The sequence below is a fragment of the Nostoc sp. genome (genome assembly GCF_036916985.1).
Classification (GTDB): Bacteria; Cyanobacteriota; Cyanobacteriia; order Cyanobacteriales; family Nostocaceae; genus Nostoc.
Genome location: NZ_JBALFD010000040.1, coordinates 16,205 through 36,857, shown reverse-complemented (window position 1 = coordinate 36,857; position 20,653 = coordinate 16,205). Strand labels below are relative to the sequence as shown.

Genomic DNA, 20,653 nt, shown 5'->3' with positions numbered 1-20,653 from the left:
TTTCTACCTTTTGATTACTGCGAACCGGAAAAACAAGAACTTGCAGACAGTGAAGCATTATCCCCGATTGGATTTGCTTGGGATGTCGTCAAAACAAAATTGCCTTGAGAATCCCGAATCAAAGCGTTGGCTTCTATGATTTGTGTGGGTTGGTTACTGAAGAATGATTTTGGATTATGTGAATTATTAAAAGCTGGAACAGGGTTACTTTGCTCAATATTGTTATACATCAGGTCATTAGGCTTAGATTGGAGATTGCGAGTACTACTAACAACAAAACTACTTACTCCTATGCCTACTCGTTCCTGACAGACTGGGATGATTTCAGGAGCGATTGGAATCACTTCTGCTTTTAGTTGAGTAGGGTAAATCTTAGTATCAGCGATGTTGTACTTAACCGTACCGTTAATTCCGTACTTGGAACTAGCCGTAATCAAGCTATCAGGGGAAAAGAAGAGTCCTTGAGCATTAATTGTGATATTCCCACCACGACCCTCAAAGGCATCTGCGGTAATGCTGCTCTTTCCCCAGGCCGTTAAGATGTCTGCGTTGATGTTAATGTTTCCGCCATTTCCTTTATTTCCTGCGGTAGCCGTGACAGTACTGTGATTACTTAGCTGCAAATACCGTGCGTTCAGGAAAATATTACCGCCTTCGCCGTTAGCAGTAGTTGCTGTAATGGCACTTTTGTTGTCTAAAGAGATGGATTTAGCGTTTATTAAGATAGTTCCAGCATTACTTATTCCTTGATTTGTGACAGTAATGATACCACCATTCATCAGACTCAAGTTTTCAGTATTGATTTTTATTCCTCCAGGATTTCCACTCGGTGATTGAGGAGATGCGAACAGTTGCTGAGTGTCTTGGTCTGCCATAAGAACAGAGGAACTGATTCTACCACTTACATCTAAGTTAGAAGCATTAATGGTAATACTTCCAGCAGAACCAGAGCCGACAGTAGAAGAAGTAATCCTTGCTTGCTGCCCGACTATTAACCTTGATGTATTAATTGTCAAACTACCAGCATTCCCCGCATGAAAATCTGTAGTAGCAAAATAGCTGGGGACATAATCTAACCCGGAATTCATCAATTTGATGGAATTAGTCAATTCTACAGAATTAACTACATTCAAAACTACATTCCCTCCTGCACCAGTTCCCAAAGTGAGAGATATTATCACACCCCCATCAGTAGCTATTAAGCGCTCTGTTGATACTGTGATATCTCCTGCCTTTCCATTCGTTAAGGTGCTATTGATAATGCTGCTAGTAATGAAGGGATTAAACGATGAAAAACCAAGTAGCCCTATGGAGTCAGAGGCATTTACAGTTACATTACCCCCTTGACCATCACTGTAGGTTCTACTGCCTATTCCTGCTCCTCCTTGAACAACTAAATTCTTAGTGAAAAGGTTGATGTCTCCAGCACTTCCAGAATTTAGAGATTCAGTCCGCAAGATGGTATTGAATCTGCCATCTTTTGGAGATATACCGCTCAATTCTAGTGTTCCGGTAGCGTTGATATTAATACTACCTGAAGGATGCGAACTTTGATTTTGAATCAAAATTGCTGAACCATCAGTAGCCAAGATATTATTACCTTGTATTTGAATAGAACCGACACTACTAGCATCGGCTAAAGCTTTTTGTGAAAAGCTAATGTTTCCAAAGCGTTGTACATTCGGATAGCTCAGAGCAAAGCCTTGAGCAACTGGATTAAGACTGACTGTACCATCTGTAACACTACCTAACTCAATTCGTCCTTGATCAGCAATTAGACTACCACCCGCTAAAGATACATCCCCCCCTACTAAAGCTAGGGTCTTTCCTAGTTGCACTCGCAACCCAGTTAGATCATTATTTTTAATAGTTGGGGAGCTTATTGAGCTAGGAGCAGTTAACCCCTCACCTATACCCAGAACTTGAATAGCACCTGAATCACTCCCAAGCTGTAAACCAGTAGGCACACTAATAGTCAATAGTGGTTTGGTTTGGCGATCATTTGTTCTGAACTCAAAGCCATCAGCAAATTTCATCACTTTAGCAGTACTTACCAAGAACGAGCCACCGATATCTAGTCGGGCATTTTTTCCAAAGATAATTCCACTGGGATTGATTAAAAAAAAGTTGGCTGTGCCATTAGTTTTGAGCAACCCGTCTATGTTGGAAATTGATGAGCCTGTTACACGACTAAAAATATTCTGAATATTCTGAGCGTTGTTGAATAAAACCGTGCTACCTGTAGTCACAGAAAACTGTTCAAAGCTATGGAACAAGTTGCTCCCCTTGATAGTGCCTCCATCAATGATCCTGGTGTTATTCTGTGGTGTAACAATAGAATTAACAGGTAACGTTTTATCTGGGATAACTTGTGCTGTGACTGATGAGGAGGCTAGGAAGAAGAGGCTGCCTTTAATGCTCCAGAATTGTAAAGCACACTCTTTGACTGAACGCCTCTTTTTGAGATTTGCGACTAGTAGGTGAATAAAATCCATTTGCTAATCAGAAAAAAAGTCTGGCTATTATTTTGATTGAGAAAATTATCAAGTCCAGTTAGCTAATATAAGTTCCTGAAACGGCTGCCATTTGCACTAGTTAAGAGCAAAGCAATTTGTGCCTTAACTATACCTTGATTACAGGGAATTTCACAACAACGCTTCTAATATTTGGTCAAAATTGCGGCAATATACCTGTTGGTGATATTCTTGCCAGTTTTCGTTTGACGAGTGGGGGAAACCTGTCAATGTTGCCTTTTGGATATATGTCACAAATGGGCGACGAATCCGCTCATATTTCTCGAAGGCTCTGGCTAGAGCTTGCAAATCATCCCAGTTATTTTCGAGAGCGATGTTAGCAATAATCGTTGCAATAGCTAGTGCATCTTCAAGCCCTTGATTAGCTCCTTGAGCTGTGAACGGAGGCATTCCATGTGCCGCATCACCAACCAATACAACTCGCCCACTACTCCAGGATGGTTGAAATTTGACAGGGTAATCTTCAGTATTAATGTCAGTTTTGCTCTTGATTTGGATAGAATCTGAAATGGTAGCGCGATGAATGTAATATGGACGCTGCTGCATATTAGCAGGAGGAGAGATACGCACTAATTGCTTGAGTCTGTGAGGGAAGTCTGCCTTCTCTAACTCTTGTACAGCTAAATCAATCAAAGAACTTCCAGACTGACCCTGTAATAAATCCAAAGGCAAAGCCAGAGTTATGATATACCCAACTTGAGCGCTTCGGTTACGAAATAACATCAATCTTGGTTTTTCTATCCAAGGTTGTTCAGTAAATATTTGATCATTACTGAGTGTTACAATTGATGAGTCTTGAAAGAATTTATCTTGTAATTCTGCCCATATTTCACTTGGAATCTCAGCTATTTCCATACAAGATATTGCTGTAAATCCTGAATATTCCGGCTGTGCAAAATCACAATACTGACTATCTTTGTAAATAACTCTACGAATTGTAGAGTTAATCCCATCTGCTGCAACAATTAACTTAGCTCGAAGCGATTTTGTTTCTAATTGTTGGGGGATAGTATTTGAACTATCGAACGGTGTATCATAATTTTTATGTTCGTTTGCCCAATGAGCATAGGGGTTGGCTTCTATGCTTGTATCAGATACGCAATCTATTCGGACATACCGATTTTCTGGTTCATCCACAACATTGATACAACGGTGATTAGCTTGAACCTGCTCCTGGGGTAGTAGATGTCTTAAGGTTGTCTGCAAGTCATACCAAGGAATTGACACTCGACCTTCCCCATAATCTTTAAACCACTCGTCGAACCCAAGAGGTATTGACCGAATTAGCTGCCCCTGCAAATTTTTGTAAACCCATCTAGTAGATGTCTTTGGAGGTTTTTGTTGCTGAATTTTTTTGACAGTTTGATCATCATTAGATTGTTGGCGATTAAAGAACCTAACGCTAGTTTTCCTGACCTCTCCGTAAGCATTAGAATCTAAATATTTGAGAGCTTTTAATCCATTGGGTAGAAGATCCAACCTTTGACCAATCTGACGAAAGGTGCGAGTTTGATCGATGACTTGAACGTTTTCAATACCACGCTTGCGTAAGCCAACCGCAGTTGCCAATCCAATGGGCCCAGCACCAACAATTACAACGTCATATATTTCCATAAAACAAAAGAAAGCCGAGTAACACCAGCCAGACTGAATCTGACAGGAAACTTCAAACAGTGTATCAATGTATTAGCATATTAATACCAATACCAGAGCTTTTTATTCCAGAAAATAAAAACTTTTGTAAAATCTTTGAGAGAAAAACTCAGATGGATGATTGATGGGGACTTTTGGTTGTCTTTAGTTAGTGGTAGTGCTGTTGGTCTTGGTAAATAGAGTGCAGAGACGGAAGCCGTACTAACATAGATAATCGAGAGTGTTGACAGTGCAATTAAAACAGGGTGTTTGATAGCCATATTACATATATAAGGATGAAAAGTGATTGAGTAGTTGTCGAAGCTAACAATTGTATGGTTAAGATTTTTTAAGAGGTTTTATATTTGGTAGTACCTTAAGACTGCAAAATATAAAAAGTAATGAAAAACCCCATCCTTTGGACAGGTTGGGGGTAAAGATAAGAAACTCTATATTCCATGATGACACAACTCAATATTTGTTCGACTGCTGTCAGCCTAGAGGTGGGGCAATGAACAAACCACTATCTAGACGCAAGAAAGTTACCCCTGCGACATCTGAGGAACCAGAGCTAGCAACCGACCCTGCTCAGGAAAATACTTCTTTGCACGAAAATCCAGGGGGAGCAACTATCACGGTGACGGCTGTTGAAGTAAGAGAGTTGACCGAGGAAGAACAAAGCTTACGCCTACACTTGGAACAGCGTGTAGAACGTGCGTTTTTAGAAGCGGGTCAGGCGCTGATGGAGTTGCGAGATCGCAGATTGTACCGTTCCACGCACCGGACTTTTGAGGAGTATTGCCGCGAACGCTTCAATTATAGCCGTGATGCGGCGTACTTGAAGATTTCGGCGATTGTAGTTTATGAGAATCTTCAAAAGTTTTTGCCGACCAATGGTCGGCAAATTCCAATGCCGACCAACGAACGACAATTGCGCTTTTTGGCGAAAGCAGAGTTGGAACCAGATGTGCAAGCGGATGTATGGCAACAGGCAGTAGAGCAAGCGGGCAATAAGATTCCATCTGGTCGCATAGTGAAAGATGTTGTAGATAGGATACGCGAAAGGACGAAAGTACCCAATCCTTACCACGTTGGGGAAATATGCATTCTTTTGCCAAAGGATAACCCAGACTTGAGAGGTAAAGCGGGTTATTGGGGCGTAGTCAGCCATGTTGGAGAATACAGTTGTACACTCCAGACATGGGACGGCGACTATACCGTAAAAATCGAACACCTGAAATCACTGGAATTGCTTGATGAAGATTGCCAATTCATGCAGCAGTTATGTATACGGTTGCGCCAGTTAAATCAAGTGGCCAGCCGTGACGAGGCTGTGGATTGGCTGTTGCAGGGGTTGGGGAAACAAGCTAAACCTTATTTATCTTCGTTGCAGGCAAAGCTGCTGGCGGCTGCTGAAAGAGAGTACAAAATCGAGTGGAGGCAACAGAAATGATGGTGCAGCGAGGAAACAATAATTTAATGCAACAAAGTTTACTTAACGAGTTCACTTTCAAATATTTCTCGCCACAATTCAAATTCAGGACAATTGCACCAAAGGGTAACGAACCCATCAAAAAGTTTAGTTCCTGAATTTTGAACTCCCCTTGGGAGAACTTGGATCAAGATAGGAATATCCAAATCACATTTCCAATTTTCTATTTCTTTTTGAATTTGGGCAATAGTGTCTTGATGGAATCCTCGGTCGTTGTTAGAACATTGAACAAGTAAACATCCACTATCAGAATCTTTGACTCGCTTGAGCGAGAAATTAATCTGCGTCCACATTGATTGGACTTCATTGAAAATATTAGGCAAGCCATAGTGATTGCCTAATATTGCTTTTCGGCGTTTCGATTCACCCATAAGTCCCCCTTAGCAATACAAATTTTGACAAGGATGACGAAGAATATAAGAAATCTTCTGACAACGAATAAGCTCAATAGCGCTCAGACTAACCCTCTGGGGGTTGTTAACTACTAATACTATTGTAACAATAAATCAAGGGTTTCAAATATTTTGTAGTTGCAAGGATTGGGGATTTTGCTTTCACCGTATTTGTCATCCTTGCAGTCAAAGCTGCTGGCGTTTGTTGAAAGAGAATACAATCTGGTTGGTCAGCAGCAGAAGGGATAAATTTATTGGGTGTCAAAGCAGCTTGAAAGTTCAAAATTTCAAATCAAATCGGCTAGGTGTTAGTAATTGGAGAACTTTTCACCCAAATATTCCGACTGTTATAAAAATCACCACGCTGTTCTAATGTAAACCCACCCAGCAATAGTCCTAACCACACCTCCACCATCGGCATTTGCAACACACATTGCAGTTTAACTAAAGAAATCTCATCTTTGACATTTATCAGATGGTTAGCGATTGCACTTTGCCATTTTTCCACATCCTCATCTGATGCCAAATTGCGGACATCTTCTAAAGTTGTCACCTCATCGAGCATTGCCAAAACATTCGCTTTTTCAACAGGTGCTGCTAGAGAATCACCCAACTCAGTAGGAGATGAAAATTGGTGTGGGCCATGTGGTTTAAAGGTTTGTGGTGTTTGCGGTTCAATCAAATCATCTAAATCTAGGTGCATTGTTGTCCGCACTAGACCAGCAAAGAGATCAGTGCTAACAATTGGCCCCAAAAGACTATTGCCATCGCGGGTATCTTGCAACAGCACTTCGGCACGAGACTTAAGAATATCCGCAATTTGACTGAAGGCAAGCGCTGCGGTTAATAACTGTGCCTCCAGGGGTAATTTTTCTAACTCGGCATCTAAACATTCCCACATCGGTGCTAGTGTTGATGTCGTTGGAGATTCGGACAACTCATCAAGCACATCCCAAATTGTTAATTGGCGGTATGTGGTCATCTCTAAGATTGTGGATGCAAGGGGCAAGGCCGCACTGGGCAGTAACTTGAGGTAATTTCAAACATATCCTTATATTGATATAGTGAAACACTGTATTGTTTTGCAAACGCCTGCAACACCTGATCTGTATAGGCGCGGATCTTGCCAGCCGTTAGTCCAAAGCAGTGAATTGGTTCTAAGCGACAAATAGGCTGTTGTCCCAGCCACAGTTCTGCGCCCAAGGCGTGCAATGGTTTATCCCCTGGTTCTTTATACAAATACAGTACTGCAAAATATGTTGCTGGTGGTTCGACTGTTACTGAATCAATTTCTGCTGAATTATTCTGCGAACGGTGGCGGTAAAACGAACGGCGATTGTGGCAGACTTTTGGATTCCAACATCCGTCCCCTGCTGTTCCATGCAGCACTTTAGCTTGGGTTGTTGGTAATTTGGAACATAGCTGACACTTTGGATCAAGTGGCTTGGGCATACCTTATTCCACTTCTTCGCCGATTGCACGATAGTAAGCAGCGATCGCAGCTTCTTGCTCACTACGAAGGGTATAGCGCCGAAACGCTTTCTCGCTTTGATGACCTGTTAATTTTCGTGCATGGCTGGGGTCAACTCCCAATAGTAATAAGTCAGTGGCATAGGTGTGGCGAAAGGAGTGAGGATGTAAATCCTCAATGTGAGCTATTTCACCGATTTTTTCCACAGCGAAGTAAATGCCGTGATAACTCAAGCGTTCACCCTTGTATGAAGCATGATGTGAAATCATCAATGGACTAAGGCTGGTCAAAACCTCTCCTTGCTGTTCGCGCAATTGTAAATAATCTGCCACGACTTCCCGACTCTCTTTTCGCAGTGGAACTAAGCGTGGTTCATTGGTTTTGGTGTCTGGTAAAAATAGCAGCTTGCCATCAAATGAGCCAACATTTAACTGCACAACTTCCCCAGCCCGGAGTCCATGACTAAGAATGTGAACGAGTGCTGTATCCCGTTGCCTTGTTTCTCCCAAGAATTCCAACGCTGACCAAACCTGTTCCATTTCTTCAGGGGTTAAACTCTGGGCTGGTGGTAGTGGCACTTTTTCCAGTTTTATCCCCAGTGTAGGATTAGTAGCAATAATTTCAGGATACGTGTAACACATCCATTTGAAAAAGCTTTTGAGTGCCGCAACTCCGGCATTTATGCTGCTTTTTGAAAGCGGTTTATCTGCATCAGTCCGCAGTTCATCACGGAGATATTCTTTATATAGCGCAAGATGACGTGGGCGTAGCTCATGATAGTGCAGCTCACTCCACGCCAAAAACCGCTTCAGTTCGCGTTCGTAAAGCTTGCGGCTGTTGGGTGCAAGGTTATTGCTGCGTAAAAATTCCAGAACTTTTACCCACCGAATATCGGTTGGTGGTCTTGTACTAGTGGTGCGCCCAAGGAGCGATGCCGTTTCAGCGTTTAGGGGAATGAGTTTAATCGGAGGTAAGTTATTTAGTTCAGGGTTATTCACTAGATTATGCGATCGCACTGGGTGGCTCTGAATTTAAAAGTTCAGTATACACGAATTCGGTGTGAAGACAAAATAAGATACCCTTATCTTTTATCCGACATAATCTACGATTAAAATACATGAACCCCATGTAGAGGAATAAAAAAGTTCAACAATAAATAATAAAGTCCAACAATAAATAAAAAAGTTCTACAATTTCTGAATGTGCATGGTCTGGGCAGATCCAGAAAGGTAAGCTTTATGGCGAGAGGTAGGCAGGAGTGGACTCAAGCCAAGTTTGAACGCTACATCAAAGAAGGTCGCGGTCAAGGTAGTGGAGAGAAGTATAAGCCTTGGATCACTGTCTCCGATTTCCCCTCAGTGGGCAGATCGGCAAGAAGCACGACCTCATAGAATGGATAGACTCAGACCCTCCCAACTTGATTGAGAGAGTTCTGTGGATTGATTCTGGTTATAACATTGCCTTTGTTTTTGACATAAATGCCAAGAAAGGGTTTCCCGAAGCGAAAAAAGTTTCAGAAATAAGAGTTGCAATTCATACAGAACAAGCATTGAAGCTTAAACAAGACCCTTGGGCAAGGCATTTGAGTGATGAAGATTTAACAAAGATACAAAAAGATTATAGAGAAAATGCTTGGTCACTAATTTCATCCCTGGTTGAAAAAGAACCGGACATATACTATCGTTCGTCACGGGGTTCGCTTATCAAGCAGGTTGTTGAACAATATAACCAGGGGAGAAATGAAAATAAATTAGTCGAAAAAACAGTTTATGAATATTTGAGAAGATTCTGGCAGAGAGGGAAAAATCAAAATGCGCTTTTACCTGACTATTCAAATTGTGGAGGTCTCGGAAAGCCAAAAAAATGTGGAGAAAAGAAACGAGATTAATGATTAGGGAATATTATTCATCAGATATTCGTTATGACGAAAATGGGGTAAAAAAATCCCTATTAATTCCCCCCGAACTTAGGCCGACATTCACTCAATTGAAATATTGGTATGAAGTCGAACTATCAGATATCAAAAAAAGCATTACAGAACGAAAGGGAGCGAAAAGATTTGCTTTGGAGCATAGAGCAATTTTAGGAACATCTAAGATGGAAACCATTGGTCCCGGTTCTAGATACCAAATTGATGCCACAATTGCAGATGTATATTTGGTTTCTAAGTACAACTCTAACTGGATTATTGGCAGACCAGTAATTTATGTAATCATTGATGTTTTCAGCCGAATGATTGTGGGGGTTTATGTTGGTTTAGAGGGGCCTTCTTGGACAGGAGCAATGATGGCTCTAGCTAATGCAGCCACAGATAAAATACAGTTTTGTCAGGAATATGGCATTAATATTTCCTCTACAGAATGGCCTTGCCACCATCTGCCAGATGCAATTTTGGGCGACCGAGGCGAACTTGCAGGGATGGCAGTAGAGACATTAATCCCAAATCTCAATGTCCGAATTGAAAATGCTGCACCTTACCGTGCTGATTGGAAGGGTTTAGTAGAGAGGTACTTCCGTACAATTCATGGTCATGTCAAACCATTTTTACCCGGTTATATAGACACAGATTTTAGACAAAGAGGGGGGCGAGACTATCGTCTTGATAGCAGAGTTAACATAGAGCAGTTTACTGAAATTATTATCCACTTAATTCGCTATCACAATAATCATCATTACCTGGCCAGTTATGAGAGGGAAGAAATGATGATTACTGATAATGTAAATCCCATACCCATAGAATTATGGAAGTGGGGGATAGAAAATCGTTCTGGTAGACTCAGGACTTTTCCTGAAGATATCATCAAGCTAAATTTGATGCCAAGTAATAAAGCGACCATCACCGCTCGCGGCATCAAATTTAAGGGGATGTATTACAGTTGTGAGAAGGCATTGAAAGAATTCTGGTTTGAAAAAGCTAGAAGTAATTTGCTCTCCAAATCAGATAAATTATTAGATATTTCTTACGACTATCGCAAACCCAATTTTATCTATGTCCGCTCTCCTGATGGTAGAGATTTTGAGAAGTGCTTTCTTTTAGACCCAGAAGAGCGTTATTCTCAGAAAAATATACATGATATTGAATATTTACTCGCTTATGAAGAGTGGCTTTATCAGAAAAATCAAGGCAATGAACTTCAAGCTTGTGTTGACTTAATAGCTGACATTGAAAGCGTTGTCAACAGAGCTAATGATTTAGCCTCTGTAACTGTTGATAATAGGGTAAGCGATACCCAAAAAGTTGCTGGGATTAGGGGAAATAGAGCTTCAGAGAAGGCTAAACGACGCGACTATGAGGGGTTCGAGTTAGCTAAGACAGAAACTCCTATTCCTGAGACAGTTATGCCGAGCAAAAATTCTGACTCTAAAGAAAATAAATCATTACAGCCTGACCATTTGGAGCTTCTGAGAAAGAAGCGCCAGGAGCATTTTAATGAACATAGAGAATGAGTGGGAATGGGTTAAAATTCCCAACGGGGAATGGGCTGCTGTTGCTAAATACAGAGACCACAAGTTGTCTGAATATAATACAAATCCAATAATTCGCTCTCTTCCTCCTATCTTTTCTAGAGAGAAATTTGTTGAGTATGTGACACGACTTCCGACGTGCAAATCTTCAGAAAGAGAACTAGAGCCTCAGTACAGATTTCACTGTATTGAGCGACTATCGAGATATTTTGACCCATTGAATAAAACCGTTGATTTACAACAGGTAGTTTGCGTATTAATTATGCAAGGTTATCTGAGGCGAAATCCTTTGCAACCAGAATATGCACTGCGTAGCGGTCAAATTTATCAGGCGCGACTTCACCAAACACCTGGTGTTCTTGTCTGCACAATTCATGATGTTGTCTTAAACGATAGCATTGTACCTATCTGGAATAATAAGTGGTATCAAGTTGGTATTGCTAGTTTGGAAAACTGTCCTATATCGAATGTAACGAGAAATTACAGTGAGTCCACTAAGGAGTGGTTACGCCTAATTGCATCTGATATTGAGTGGTTAATGACCTGTGACTTCAAATCGCTTCCTTCTAAGGAATTAGATTGGTTTCATATCCAATATATAGTTTTATTGATTAAGAGGAATTTAGCGACTCTAGACCGTCAGGTATATGAGCAAGGTTTACGACAGAAATTTTTGTCTTTTTATGGAAGTGAATTTCTTGAGGCTCTTGGTATAAATGTCAGTAATAACAACATAAATTTATTTTAAATTTTTCGATTACATTTGGAGGTTTTTGACCCGGTAATGCATCTGCTAATGATTAGATTTTTGAGGAATTCGCCTTCAACATTTTTTGCTCGTAAATCTAAATATAAACCTTTTGGTAAGGGGCCTTGGCTTTGTCTAAATCCTGCTTGCGAACACTATCTCCATTCTGTGGTTACGAAGTTAGTGATGCTTTTAAGCAATGATCTAAATTCGACCTATTCTTATATAAAAAATCCTATAGGCACTTTTGAGTGTGATTGCGGTTTTCAATATAGTAAGATTGGCGTGAATTTGACTAAAGTTGATAAGTTTCGATTTGAAAGAATCGTGACGTTTGGTCAATTATGGGAACAAAAGTATTTGGAATTAAATGTTGTTGATAGACTAAATTTTCAGCAAGCTGCGTATAACCTTAGTTTTAATTATAGCAAAAGTCCAATGACTATGTTGCGTAAGCTAGAAGCTTTGTGGAAGTCTTTGAATGATAGTGTAGGAAAAGACTCCGGTTAATCAGACCCTATATTGTTGAACTTTTTTATTCAAAAAATCGACCTGCGCTCTTCTACATTGCTAAACTGAACTCAACTGAGGACAGTTATTGTTCAACTTTATTTTTCTGGTATCTGTGATGGATAACCAAAAATTAAGGGTTGTAGCTCTTGAAATTGTTGAACTTTATTATTCCTCTACATTTCATCTAGCCTTTTGTTCTAGCTATTATAATAAATTTATTAAGCTAGAACTAATTTAAAATTATGCCACGTAAGATATGTGGACTTGGCTTTGACTGTGCCTCAATGATGTTGCAACCGGGTATTGACCCTGGAGAATGCTTCAATTATCCAACCTGTGGAGCAGCTATTAAGTTGACTCCAGATGAGGAAATCGAACTAATTCGCGTGCGGGAGATTGCATCTTGCCAACGGCAACAGGAGTGGGAACGCACAGAGGAAACCTTTAGAACCACACGCCGCGAAGCGGCAGTGATGATGCTGATGTCGAGAGGTTGTCCCCAAAGCGCACAATCACTGGGCGTTGCTGCACAAATGGAAGCGATCGCCGCCTGTGTTGAACAATTGCTTCACTTCTTAAATAATCTAGAAGGATGCTACATTGCTCCTGGTGGCTGTGAAGTACATCATTATAATGTGAAACGCCCAAGTGGAGTTTATGGATACAACAAACTCACTGCTCCTGAGCCTATATTTGAACCATCCGAAAAACAGCAGAAAGTGAAAGTTGTTCATTTAAGCCATGATGACGATCCGCGAAACACTGAAGCACGGCTGGGGATTGAGCGCCGAAATCAGTTAACTCGTGTACGAACGCTCTTGGCAACAACTGTGGAACTGTTACTTGAGGCAGCCAATACTCTCACTGAACAGCCTTCTGATGAGGAGCGCTCAGTTTGAAGTGTCTTCTGGCATCTTTGGCAAACGCTAATACCCGTAACCTTGACCTTTACTAAAACATTAGGCAGTTGCTACACCAGGAAACAGTCAAAGAAACTAATCAGAGTTTTGTGCATTTAACTTGACCTTGAAATACTGCCGCTTTAGTTTCGAGTTGCCCCGGTTGGGGTACTGTTTGGAGCTTTCAAAAATAGTTAAACGATTGGTCGGCTTGGGCAGTTGCCTTTTGTCCCCACAATAGCCCTAGGGCGTGTTTTCAAACTCGTTATATCCTAGAAAAAAGGCGATCGCTATATAGTCATGATCAACCGAGGAGACTTAAGTAACGAGCAGTGGGAGAGGTTAAAATCGTTACTACCATCAGAAAAACCGCGAACAGGTAAGCCGAATCATGACCACCGTAGGGTTGTGAATGGCATTCTCTGGATACTGAGAACAGGGGCACCGTGGCGAGACCTCCCAGAACGTTATGGAAAGTGGCAGAGTGTGGCCACAAGGTTTTATCGCTGGCAAAAAGGCGGAATTTGGAACCAAATCTTAGTAAAGCTACAAGCGATCGCTGACGAGCAAGGAAAGCTCGACTGGGAGGTTCATTACGTTGATGGAACAGTGATCCGCGCCCACCAGCACGCAGCTGGTGGAAAAAAAGGGGCGAAGAAGATGAGAAACTAGGTCGTTCTCGGGGTGGTTTCAGTACGAAAATACACCTTCGGTGTGAGGGCAAAGGTAAACCCATAACTTTTATCCTCAGTCCAGGTCAGAGAAACGAGTCAATTTTTCTAGAACAATTGATGGAACAAGGAGCCATCAAGCGTTCTGGGCGAGGTCGTCCACGTTTACGCCCTTTACGATTAGTCGGAGATAAAGGGTACACGGGTCGGAGAATACGTAATTACCTTCGCCGCCGTGGTATCCGCCTTACCATTCCACGACTCTCAAATGAACCGCGACGCGGCCCTTTTAACCGTGAAATCTACCGTCAACGCAACATTGTCGAACGCGCTATCAACAGACTCAAACAATTTCGCCGCATCGCCACCCGATATGAAAAACTTGCAGCCAATTATACAGCTATGATTACGATCGCCTGCATTTTGTTGTGGTTATAGTTTGAAAACACGCCCTAACCCTCGCATTCGCCACAAACCCAAGCGGTGAATTTCTTGCCCAAGAATGAGAAAATCACCGTCATTGGTTCGTAAAACTGTCTGTCTTTGACTATAGGGTTGAATTGTTCCTGAAAGCATTAAAGTTTCTCTGACACCAATATTTGCTACCATTCTAGACTAACCCACAAAGCGTAATCACCTTATTCTCAATTTAAAACCCAAAGATAACGGGATTCCCAAAACCCTTTCATGAGATTGATCGTGCGTGAATTGTTTTGACTGTCCCTGAGCGCTTACAGAAGAGGGACGGGAAATTTCGCCGAATTTGTTAAAAAAGTAGGAACTAAATTGAAATATTAATAACTTTTGGCTCAATTACTGTACCGTCCAGAAGCAAAACGATCTCACTACGGTCTAAATAACAAATATCCTTATCAATTACTGGGACAAACACAATATGCCAATACCATAGAAATGGTTTTTGATGAGGTTGCAAAGATTTAATCGAGGCAGCTATACATACATAAGAGTTGAATTGAGGTCGCTTTCGATAAGCTTCAGACCGAGCAATTTGAATAGCGTCGCTCATTGATAAAGGCACTGCTGACAATTCAGGATTCCAGGTGGAAACTTTTTTAAAAAGTGAGAGGGACACCTCAAAGTAAAGCTTCTCTTCTTCTGTACTGCAAATTAGCAGAGTAATTATTGTATCTTCAAGCATCAAAGCTAATTGTAGATTATCTTAGATTCAACCAATACGATTGAAAGGGGCGTAGGGGATATAGATATATGAACGCATTGTAATCATAGAGAGTCTACCCACAAAAATCATCCACCCGAATATCCCGCCAGACATCAGAAACCTGCCAGCCGGAATTACCCACAGATTGTACTGGAGGATTGTCAAGCAATGGAATATAGTCAGGAACTCTAGGCTCTGAAATCGCTACTGGTTGCTCCTCAACCTCAACCACAGGGGCAGTAGAATTGTCAGTATTAGCATGAAGAAGTTGGTCTTCAGCCTCCTCGATTAATTTCATCTGTCTCAGGGTAAGCTTGTCAGATTTTTTGATGATCTTCTTAGTATCTATATCATTAGAAGTTTTCATTGGCTGTTCCCTTGAAAGAATTGGCTCAAAAATTTGGATGGGTAAATTTGGGAGAAGTTAGGTATAAATAATTTGCACGGAATAAACACTTTACTGCAAAACTATGGAAAATACGAGTCCCAAATTGTAAGAATTTATCTTTTTCGATATAAATCTCTTTTTCGGGCAGATGCCTTAAAGCGATCGCTTCTTTCCTCATGACTGTACGTCAATACTGTTTTGCGGTTTTGACTCCTAATGCACTTGCCAAGAATAAATCAGCCTAGCCGTCGCTTTCGCCCTCAAGGCGAAAGCGCCTAAATCTCTCGGTTTTGCTAAAAATATTATTGATACGGCTGGGCTGATTTATTTATTGGATCTCCCTAATAAGCAGATAATAGATGGTTAAGAGTTCTCGCTGTGGAGGAACAGCGTTGAGAAACTTATCAGGTGAGAAAGGAAAAATCCTGGTAGTAGATGACGAAGCTTTCTAGGTTACTTACCCTCGTGCTTGTTATATGTGTCCTTATGGACTTACACTTTTGCTAGCAACGAATCGTACACCACTCCGTAGTATCCGGGAAACCTCTTTGTGTATAAAAAATATCCCTTCTTTGCAGTCATACCCCTTGCAATTGCTAGTACTGCTGTAACAAGTATCAGCCAATGTTTGGCCAAATTACCGCCACTAATTCCACGAGAAACTCTCTTTGGCAATCCAGAACGTACCAATCCCCAACTATCACCAGACGGAAAATACCTTTCCTATATTGCACCGAACAAAAATAACGTATTGCAAGTATGGGTACGCACAGTAGGTAAGAAAGATGACCAAATATTAACCACCGATAAAAAACGCGGGATTCGTAGTTACTTTTGGACTTATAATTCTGGAGAGTTAGTTTACCTGCAAGATGCTGATGGAGACGAAAAATTTCATCTTTATGTTGCAAACATCAAGTCCAAACAGGTACGAGATTTAACCCCATTCAAGGGTGTAAATGCAGAATTGATCGCCGCCGATCGGAAATTTCCTAATGAAATATTGGTAGGATTAAACATCAAAGATCCACGCAAACATGATGCCTACAGGATTAATTTAAGTACCGATAAATCCACTTTAGAAATGGTAAATCCTGGTACTGTAGAACAGACAGTAGCAGACCCCCAGATGAAAATTCGGGCGGTGATTGCTACTATTGCGAATGGTGGTAAAACTTTATCAGTTCGGGAAACTGTTAACCAACCTTGGAAGACAGTCCGTTCATGGGGACCCGATGACGAAGGTAGTGCTGTTAATTTTTCTGATGATGGCAAAACCCTGTATATCGAAAGCAGTGATCATGCCAATGCTACACGCCTGTTGTCATTAAACATCGCTACAGGTAAAGAAAGCGTCGTTGCCCAAGACCAGCAGTATGATATCGGTGGGGTCTTGGTTCATCCGTTAACTCGCAAAATTCAAGCCGTCTCCTTCTACAAAGACAAACTAGCCTGGCAAATATTAGATAAAAGTATTGCTCCAGATTTCCAAGCGATTGCCAAAGTCCACCGTGGTGAATTTAGAATAGTCGCTCGCGACCTTGCCGACAAAACTTGGCTAGTTGGATACAATACAGACGATGGACCTGTTTACTACTATGTTTACGATCGCGCCAGCAAAAAAAGTCAACTCCTTTTCAACAGCCGTCCAAAGCTGGAAAACTTATCCCTAGCCAAAAAACAGCCAATCTCCTACAAATCTCGTGATGGGTTGACCATTCACGGATATCTGACAACACCCGTAGGTATTCCATCTCAAAACTTACCCGCTGTTATTCTAGTACACGGGGGACCTTGGTCACGAGATACCTGGGGTTACGATCCCCTAGCTCAATGGTTAGCAAACCGGGGCTATGCAGTCTTGCAAGTTAACTTTCGAGGTTCTACAGGATACGGCAAACAATTCCTCAACGCCGGCAATCGGGAATGGGCTGGCAAAATGCATAACGACTTGATTGACGGGGTAAACTGGATTGTCCAACAAGGTATCGCCAATCCCAAAAAAGTCGCGATTATGGGTGGTTCCTACGGAGGATATGCAACTCTTGTAGGAGTAACATTCACACCAGATGTCTTTGCTGCGGGTGTAAGTATCGTTGGTCCGAGCAACTTGTTGACACTATTTAGCAGTATACCTCCTTACTGGGAGTCAGAGCGGGCGCGATTCTATCATCGTGTGGGTAACTTAGAAAAAGAAGCTGACTTTTTGAAATCGCGATCACCTTTATTTTTTGTAGACCGAATCAAAGCACCGTTACTTATTGGACAAGGTGCAAACGACCCCCGAGTCAAACAGGCGGAAAGCGAGCAAATTGTTACCGCTATGCGTCAAGCAAACAAACCCGTAGAATATATCCTCTACACAGACGAAGGGCACGGTTTTGCTCGTCCTGCTAATAGGCTGCACTTCTACGCCAAAGCCGAAGAATTCTTGGGGAAATACTTAGGGGGTCGCGTAGAACCCATAGGGAATATACAAGGGCATTCTGGAGTTATTAAGTAATAAACCGCACTCTCTCGACGTTGATCATCATTGACGGCTAGACTGTGCCGAAACGGGAAATTTGTACGCTAAGAAAACCCCAAAAACCTGAAAACCTTAACTATCAATAGTTTCATCAAGTATACTCCAAATGAAACTTTTTGTATTTAAGACCAATGATGATTGAAAAATTCCGGCTCTTGCGTCCCTTTTATGGTGATTGAGGATTGATTTTAATAAAACCCTTGCGGGGCAAGGGTTATAAGAAATCATAGTATTGAAAGCTGTTCCATTTATTCTCAAGTTAAAACCCAAAGATAACGGGATTCCCTTGACCATTTCATGAGATTGATCATGCGTGAATTGTTTTGACCAGTTACGAAAAAACGGGCTGATCTAAACTGTATTGGTTTATCGCCCAGAGGCACAGGAAATTAGTACAATTTTTGAATACTGGAGTTTTCATTTTTGAAAAAGCATTTGAGCCAAAGTCTACTTATAGTACAGGGCAAACGCATCTAAATTACTCTCGATCGCAACGAAGGTTAAAAATCAACAAAAAAATCATTCCTTTCGCGTTTGATTATTTTTTAAACCCCAAAGCGATGCCTGCGGCAGGCTACGCCAACGCCTAAGTTTTTCGCAATAAGTAAGAGTTAATGATATTAGTGTTAACTCTATTGAGAATATACTTTGCTTATTGACATGATGGCCCTGGTCTATTACCCTGCGTTCTTAGTAGCATCGAAGCGTCCGAGAGGTATTTGCAATTTCGCTCATGAAAAAGCCAGAAGAATGACCGATTTTAACAAGAATTCCGCTAACCCATCCGGCTAACCTGGATTTGTTGCCAGCGCGGATTATCACAGTTAGAGATGCCGAGGTGAACATGACAATGAACAGTCCCACACTTTTCACTCCCGTTCAGTTTGGAGCAATGCAATTGAAGCATCGCGTCGTGATGGCTCCATTAACTCGCTCGCGCTCTATTCAGCCCGATTCCATTCCCGGCGATCTCATGGCGGAGTATTACGCTCAACGGGCTACCGAGGGTGGATTCATTATCAGCGAAGCCACCAACATCTCGGTCACGAGCCGTGGATGGCTAGGTGCCCCAGGACTCTATTCCGACCAACAGGTTGAAGGCTGGAAGAAGGTCGTCTCCGGCGTCCATGCCAAGGGCGGGCATATGTTTGCACAGCTGTGGCATACCGGGCGTTCCTCGCATGTCGATCTGACTGGTGGCGAGATGCCTGTCTCCGCTTCCGTCGATCCGGCTTACTGGCAGAACCCGTCGCATTTGGTTTCAGCATCCAGTGGTTGGGTTCAGCCGTCACCGCATCGGGCGCTTGCCATCGCAGAGATATCACTCATCGTCGAGGACTACCGTAGGGCGGCAGAACGGGCTATAGATGCCGATTTTGAAGGCGTAGAGCTACACGCTGCCAACGGGTATCTCATGGATCAGTTCCTGCAAGACGGCAGCAATAAGCGAAACGACGAGTATGGCGGCTCCATTGAAAACAGGTCGCGATTCCTGCTTGAGGTAGTCAGAGCCATGACTTCAGTGTGGGGGAGCGATCGTGTTGGAGTTCGCGTCGGTCCGAGTGGCACGTGGAATGGCATGTCAGACAGCAACCCGCAGGCGCTCTTCCAGTACGTCGCAGAACAGCTAAACCAGATCGGACTCGCTTACCTCCACATCATTGAACCACGCGTGAAGGGCAATGTGGTCGTTCTGGAGCATCAAGGGGCAATCGCCGCCGAGCAAATGCGGACGATCTTCCAAGGCAAGATCATCGCTGCCGGCGGATTTGAGCCAGACACTGCCGAGGCCATCCTGGAAAGCGGGACCGCGGACGCGGTGGCTTTCGGCCGCCATTTCATCTCTAATCCCGATCTGCCTCGCCGTCTCAAGGAGGGGCTGCCACTTACAGCTTACGATCGCAACACCTTTTACACGTTCGACGCGCACGGCTACACGGACTACCCGTTTTATCACGAAAACGCCTTGGCGTAGCGCATCGAACACGAGAGAGTGAACAAATAACTTGTTTTCCAAATGGAGGAAGTATGAACAAAAGTATAAATGTGATGTTGGTACATGGTGCTTGGGCTGACGGCTCGTGCTGGAGCAAGGTAATCCCTTTGCTCCAGGCGAAGGGTTTAAGTGTGACAGCGGCGCAGATTCCGCTGACTTCGCTTGAGGATGACATTGCGGTCACGCGTCGTCTTCTCTCAATGCAGACAGGACCCACAGTTCTGGTTGGGCATTCTTACGGTGGCGCCGTGATCACTGGCGCGGCCACCGAGACTCCCGACGTGGAAGCCCTCGTCTATATCACGGCTTTCGGTCTTGACCAAGGTGAGAGCCTTGATTCCCTCAGCAAACAGGGTCTGCCGTCGCCTGGCTCTACGGCGATATGGCCTGACAACAACGGTTTTCTTTGGATCAACCGAGACGGCTTTCATGAGGCGTTTGCCGCGGATGCCAGCCCAACCGAAGCTGCTGTCATGGCTGCGGTACAGAGACCGTTGAGCGTCGCCAGCTTCACCGACAAAGAAGGTGTGCCGGCTTGGAAGATGATTCCTTCTTGGTATTTAGTGTGTACGGACGACCACATGATCCCACCGCCAGCCCAGGAGTTCATGGCTAAACGGATGGGTGCCACCGTGCAGTCTGTGTCGGCTAGCCACGCTCCCTTTGTTTCCCGCCCGCAAGAGGTCGCCGACATCATCGCACTCGCGGCGGCTTCTCTGGCATAGTAAGCCCCACAACTCAGCAC

19 protein-coding genes and 1 pseudogene are annotated in these 20,653 nt (G+C 42.8%); 10 read left to right on the top strand and 10 right to left on the bottom strand.

Annotated elements, in window-relative coordinates; all coding sequences use genetic code 11:
- Positions 1–14: 14 nt before the first annotated feature.
- The 3 genes from V7L07_RS14465 to V7L07_RS14455 all read right to left on the bottom strand — a co-directional run bounded on the left by V7L07_RS14465 (position 15) and on the right by V7L07_RS14455 (position 4,447).
- Positions 15–2,495, bottom strand: coding sequence for a two-partner secretion domain-containing protein (locus tag V7L07_RS14465; RefSeq protein ID WP_335058865.1), 2,481 nt, complete (start codon positions 2,493–2,495; stop codon positions 15–17).
- Positions 2,496–2,645: 150 nt separating this feature from the next.
- Positions 2,646–4,148 carry an FAD-dependent oxidoreductase gene (locus V7L07_RS14460; protein WP_335058863.1) on the bottom strand — a complete coding sequence of 501 codons (1,503 nt, stop codon included), beginning with the start codon at positions 4,146–4,148 and terminating at the stop codon, positions 2,646–2,648.
- 80 nt (positions 4,149–4,228) lie between these two features.
- Positions 4,229–4,447 (bottom strand): hypothetical protein, encoded by a 219-nt coding sequence (locus V7L07_RS14455; protein ID WP_335058861.1) that lies wholly within the window; start codon positions 4,445–4,447, stop codon positions 4,229–4,231.
- A gap of 230 nt (positions 4,448–4,677) precedes the next feature.
- On the opposite strand from V7L07_RS14455, the gene V7L07_RS14450 reads away from it, so the two are divergent.
- The gene (locus V7L07_RS14450) at positions 4,678–5,619 is read left to right on the top strand and encodes a hypothetical protein (protein ID WP_335058859.1); all 942 of its coding nucleotides are present in this window, start codon (positions 4,678–4,680) and stop codon (positions 5,617–5,619) included.
- A 38-nt stretch (positions 5,620–5,657) separates the two neighbouring features.
- On the opposite strand, the gene V7L07_RS14445 is transcribed toward V7L07_RS14450, so the two are convergent.
- The 4 genes from V7L07_RS14445 to V7L07_RS14430 all read right to left on the bottom strand — a co-directional run bounded on the left by V7L07_RS14445 (position 5,658) and on the right by V7L07_RS14430 (position 8,519).
- Positions 5,658–6,029: a hypothetical protein gene (locus tag V7L07_RS14445; RefSeq protein ID WP_163937350.1), complete on the bottom strand. Its 372-nt coding sequence runs from the start codon at positions 6,027–6,029 to the stop codon at positions 5,658–5,660.
- Between the two features lie 322 nt (positions 6,030–6,351).
- Positions 6,352–7,032 carry a hypothetical protein gene (locus V7L07_RS14440; protein WP_335058855.1) on the bottom strand — a complete coding sequence of 227 codons (681 nt, stop codon included), beginning with the start codon at positions 7,030–7,032 and terminating at the stop codon, positions 6,352–6,354.
- Between the two features lie 2 nt (positions 7,033–7,034).
- The gene (locus V7L07_RS14435) at positions 7,035–7,502 is read right to left on the bottom strand and encodes a hypothetical protein (RefSeq protein WP_335058853.1); all 468 of its coding nucleotides are present in this window, start codon (positions 7,500–7,502) and stop codon (positions 7,035–7,037) included.
- A gap of 3 nt (positions 7,503–7,505) precedes the next feature.
- Positions 7,506–8,519 (bottom strand): tyrosine-type recombinase/integrase, encoded by a 1,014-nt coding sequence (locus tag V7L07_RS14430; RefSeq protein ID WP_335058851.1) that lies wholly within the window; start codon positions 8,517–8,519, stop codon positions 7,506–7,508.
- A gap of 240 nt (positions 8,520–8,759) precedes the next feature.
- Between V7L07_RS14430 and V7L07_RS14425 the strand changes: the two genes are divergently transcribed.
- The 6 genes and pseudogenes from V7L07_RS14425 to V7L07_RS14400 all read left to right on the top strand — a co-directional run bounded on the left by V7L07_RS14425 (position 8,760) and on the right by V7L07_RS14400 (position 14,255).
- Positions 8,760–8,912, top strand: coding sequence for a hypothetical protein (locus tag V7L07_RS14425; protein ID WP_335058849.1), 153 nt, complete (start codon positions 8,760–8,762; stop codon positions 8,910–8,912).
- 26 nt (positions 8,913–8,938) lie between these two features.
- Positions 8,939–9,409, top strand: coding sequence for a hypothetical protein (locus tag V7L07_RS14420; RefSeq protein WP_335058847.1), 471 nt, complete (start codon positions 8,939–8,941; stop codon positions 9,407–9,409).
- On the top strand, positions 9,385–10,968 hold the full coding sequence (locus V7L07_RS14415; RefSeq protein WP_335058845.1) for a Mu transposase C-terminal domain-containing protein: 1,584 nt from the start codon (positions 9,385–9,387) through the stop codon (positions 10,966–10,968). Before V7L07_RS14420 ends, V7L07_RS14415 begins: the two co-directional genes overlap by 25 nt.
- Positions 10,952–12,244: pseudogene (locus V7L07_RS14410) on the top strand (TnsD family Tn7-like transposition protein). The gene V7L07_RS14415 and the pseudogene V7L07_RS14410 overlap by 17 nt, the downstream one beginning before the upstream one ends.
- A gap of 245 nt (positions 12,245–12,489) precedes the next feature.
- Positions 12,490–13,146: a hypothetical protein gene (locus tag V7L07_RS14405; protein WP_335058843.1), complete on the top strand. Its 657-nt coding sequence runs from the start codon at positions 12,490–12,492 to the stop codon at positions 13,144–13,146.
- 303 nt (positions 13,147–13,449) lie between these two features.
- A protein-coding gene (locus V7L07_RS14400) for an IS5 family transposase (protein WP_335058874.1) occupies positions 13,450–14,255 on the top strand; the annotation gives its coding sequence in 2 pieces (ribosomal slippage) (positions 13,450–13,786 and positions 13,786–14,255; 807 coding nt in all).
- Here V7L07_RS14400 and V7L07_RS14395 read toward each other — a convergent pair.
- The 3 genes from V7L07_RS14395 to V7L07_RS14385 form a co-directional block, all read right to left on the bottom strand.
- Entirely contained in the window at positions 14,250–14,426 is a 177-nt protein-coding gene (locus V7L07_RS14395; RefSeq protein ID WP_335058841.1) for a hypothetical protein, read from the bottom strand. The genes V7L07_RS14400 and V7L07_RS14395 overlap by 6 nt on opposite strands.
- Before the next feature lie 172 nt (positions 14,427–14,598).
- On the bottom strand, positions 14,599–14,976 hold the full coding sequence (locus V7L07_RS14390; protein ID WP_335058839.1) for a hypothetical protein: 378 nt from the start codon (positions 14,974–14,976) through the stop codon (positions 14,599–14,601).
- A gap of 94 nt (positions 14,977–15,070) precedes the next feature.
- Positions 15,071–15,364 (bottom strand): hypothetical protein, encoded by a 294-nt coding sequence (locus tag V7L07_RS14385; protein ID WP_335058837.1) that lies wholly within the window; start codon positions 15,362–15,364, stop codon positions 15,071–15,073.
- Between the two features lie 571 nt (positions 15,365–15,935).
- Between V7L07_RS14385 and V7L07_RS14380 the strand changes: the two genes are divergently transcribed.
- The 3 genes from V7L07_RS14380 to V7L07_RS14370 all read left to right on the top strand — a co-directional run bounded on the left by V7L07_RS14380 (position 15,936) and on the right by V7L07_RS14370 (position 20,633).
- Entirely contained in the window at positions 15,936–17,888 is a 1,953-nt protein-coding gene (locus tag V7L07_RS14380) for a S9 family peptidase (RefSeq protein WP_335058835.1), read from the top strand.
- Positions 17,889–18,762: 874 nt separating this feature from the next.
- A complete protein-coding gene (locus V7L07_RS14375; protein ID WP_335058833.1) occupies positions 18,763–19,887 on the top strand; it encodes an alkene reductase in 1,125 nt (374 codons plus the stop codon).
- 53 nt (positions 19,888–19,940) lie between these two features.
- A complete protein-coding gene (locus V7L07_RS14370; protein WP_335058831.1) occupies positions 19,941–20,633 on the top strand; it encodes an alpha/beta fold hydrolase in 693 nt (230 codons plus the stop codon).
- Positions 20,634–20,653: the final 20 nt, after the last annotated feature.

Coding starts and splice junctions, on each gene's coding strand:
- V7L07_RS14465 (WP_335058865.1), bottom strand. CDS start 2,495: ATGGATTTTATTCACCTACTAGTCGCAAATCTCAAAAAGAGGCGTTCA.
- V7L07_RS14460 (WP_335058863.1), bottom strand. CDS start 4,148: ATGGAAATATATGACGTTGTAATTGTTGGTGCTGGGCCCATTGGATTG.
- V7L07_RS14455 (WP_335058861.1), bottom strand. CDS start 4,447: ATGGCTATCAAACACCCTGTTTTAATTGCACTGTCAACACTCTCGATT.
- V7L07_RS14450 (WP_335058859.1), top strand. CDS start 4,678: ATGAACAAACCACTATCTAGACGCAAGAAAGTTACCCCTGCGACATCT.
- V7L07_RS14445 (WP_163937350.1), bottom strand. CDS start 6,029: ATGGGTGAATCGAAACGCCGAAAAGCAATATTAGGCAATCACTATGGC.
- V7L07_RS14440 (WP_335058855.1), bottom strand. CDS start 7,032: ATGACCACATACCGCCAATTAACAATTTGGGATGTGCTTGATGAGTTG.
- V7L07_RS14435 (WP_335058853.1), bottom strand. CDS start 7,502: ATGCCCAAGCCACTTGATCCAAAGTGTCAGCTATGTTCCAAATTACCA.
- V7L07_RS14425 (WP_335058849.1), top strand. CDS start 8,760: ATGGCGAGAGGTAGGCAGGAGTGGACTCAAGCCAAGTTTGAACGCTAC.
- V7L07_RS14415 (WP_335058845.1), top strand. CDS start 9,385: ATGTGGAGAAAAGAAACGAGATTAATGATTAGGGAATATTATTCATCA.
- V7L07_RS14405 (WP_335058843.1), top strand. CDS start 12,490: ATGCCACGTAAGATATGTGGACTTGGCTTTGACTGTGCCTCAATGATG.
- V7L07_RS14395 (WP_335058841.1), bottom strand. CDS start 14,426: ATGGTAGCAAATATTGGTGTCAGAGAAACTTTAATGCTTTCAGGAACA.
- V7L07_RS14390 (WP_335058839.1), bottom strand. CDS start 14,976: ATGCTTGAAGATACAATAATTACTCTGCTAATTTGCAGTACAGAAGAA.
- V7L07_RS14385 (WP_335058837.1), bottom strand. CDS start 15,364: ATGAAAACTTCTAATGATATAGATACTAAGAAGATCATCAAAAAATCT.
- V7L07_RS14375 (WP_335058833.1), top strand. CDS start 18,763: ATGAACAGTCCCACACTTTTCACTCCCGTTCAGTTTGGAGCAATGCAA.
- V7L07_RS14370 (WP_335058831.1), top strand. CDS start 19,941: ATGAACAAAAGTATAAATGTGATGTTGGTACATGGTGCTTGGGCTGAC.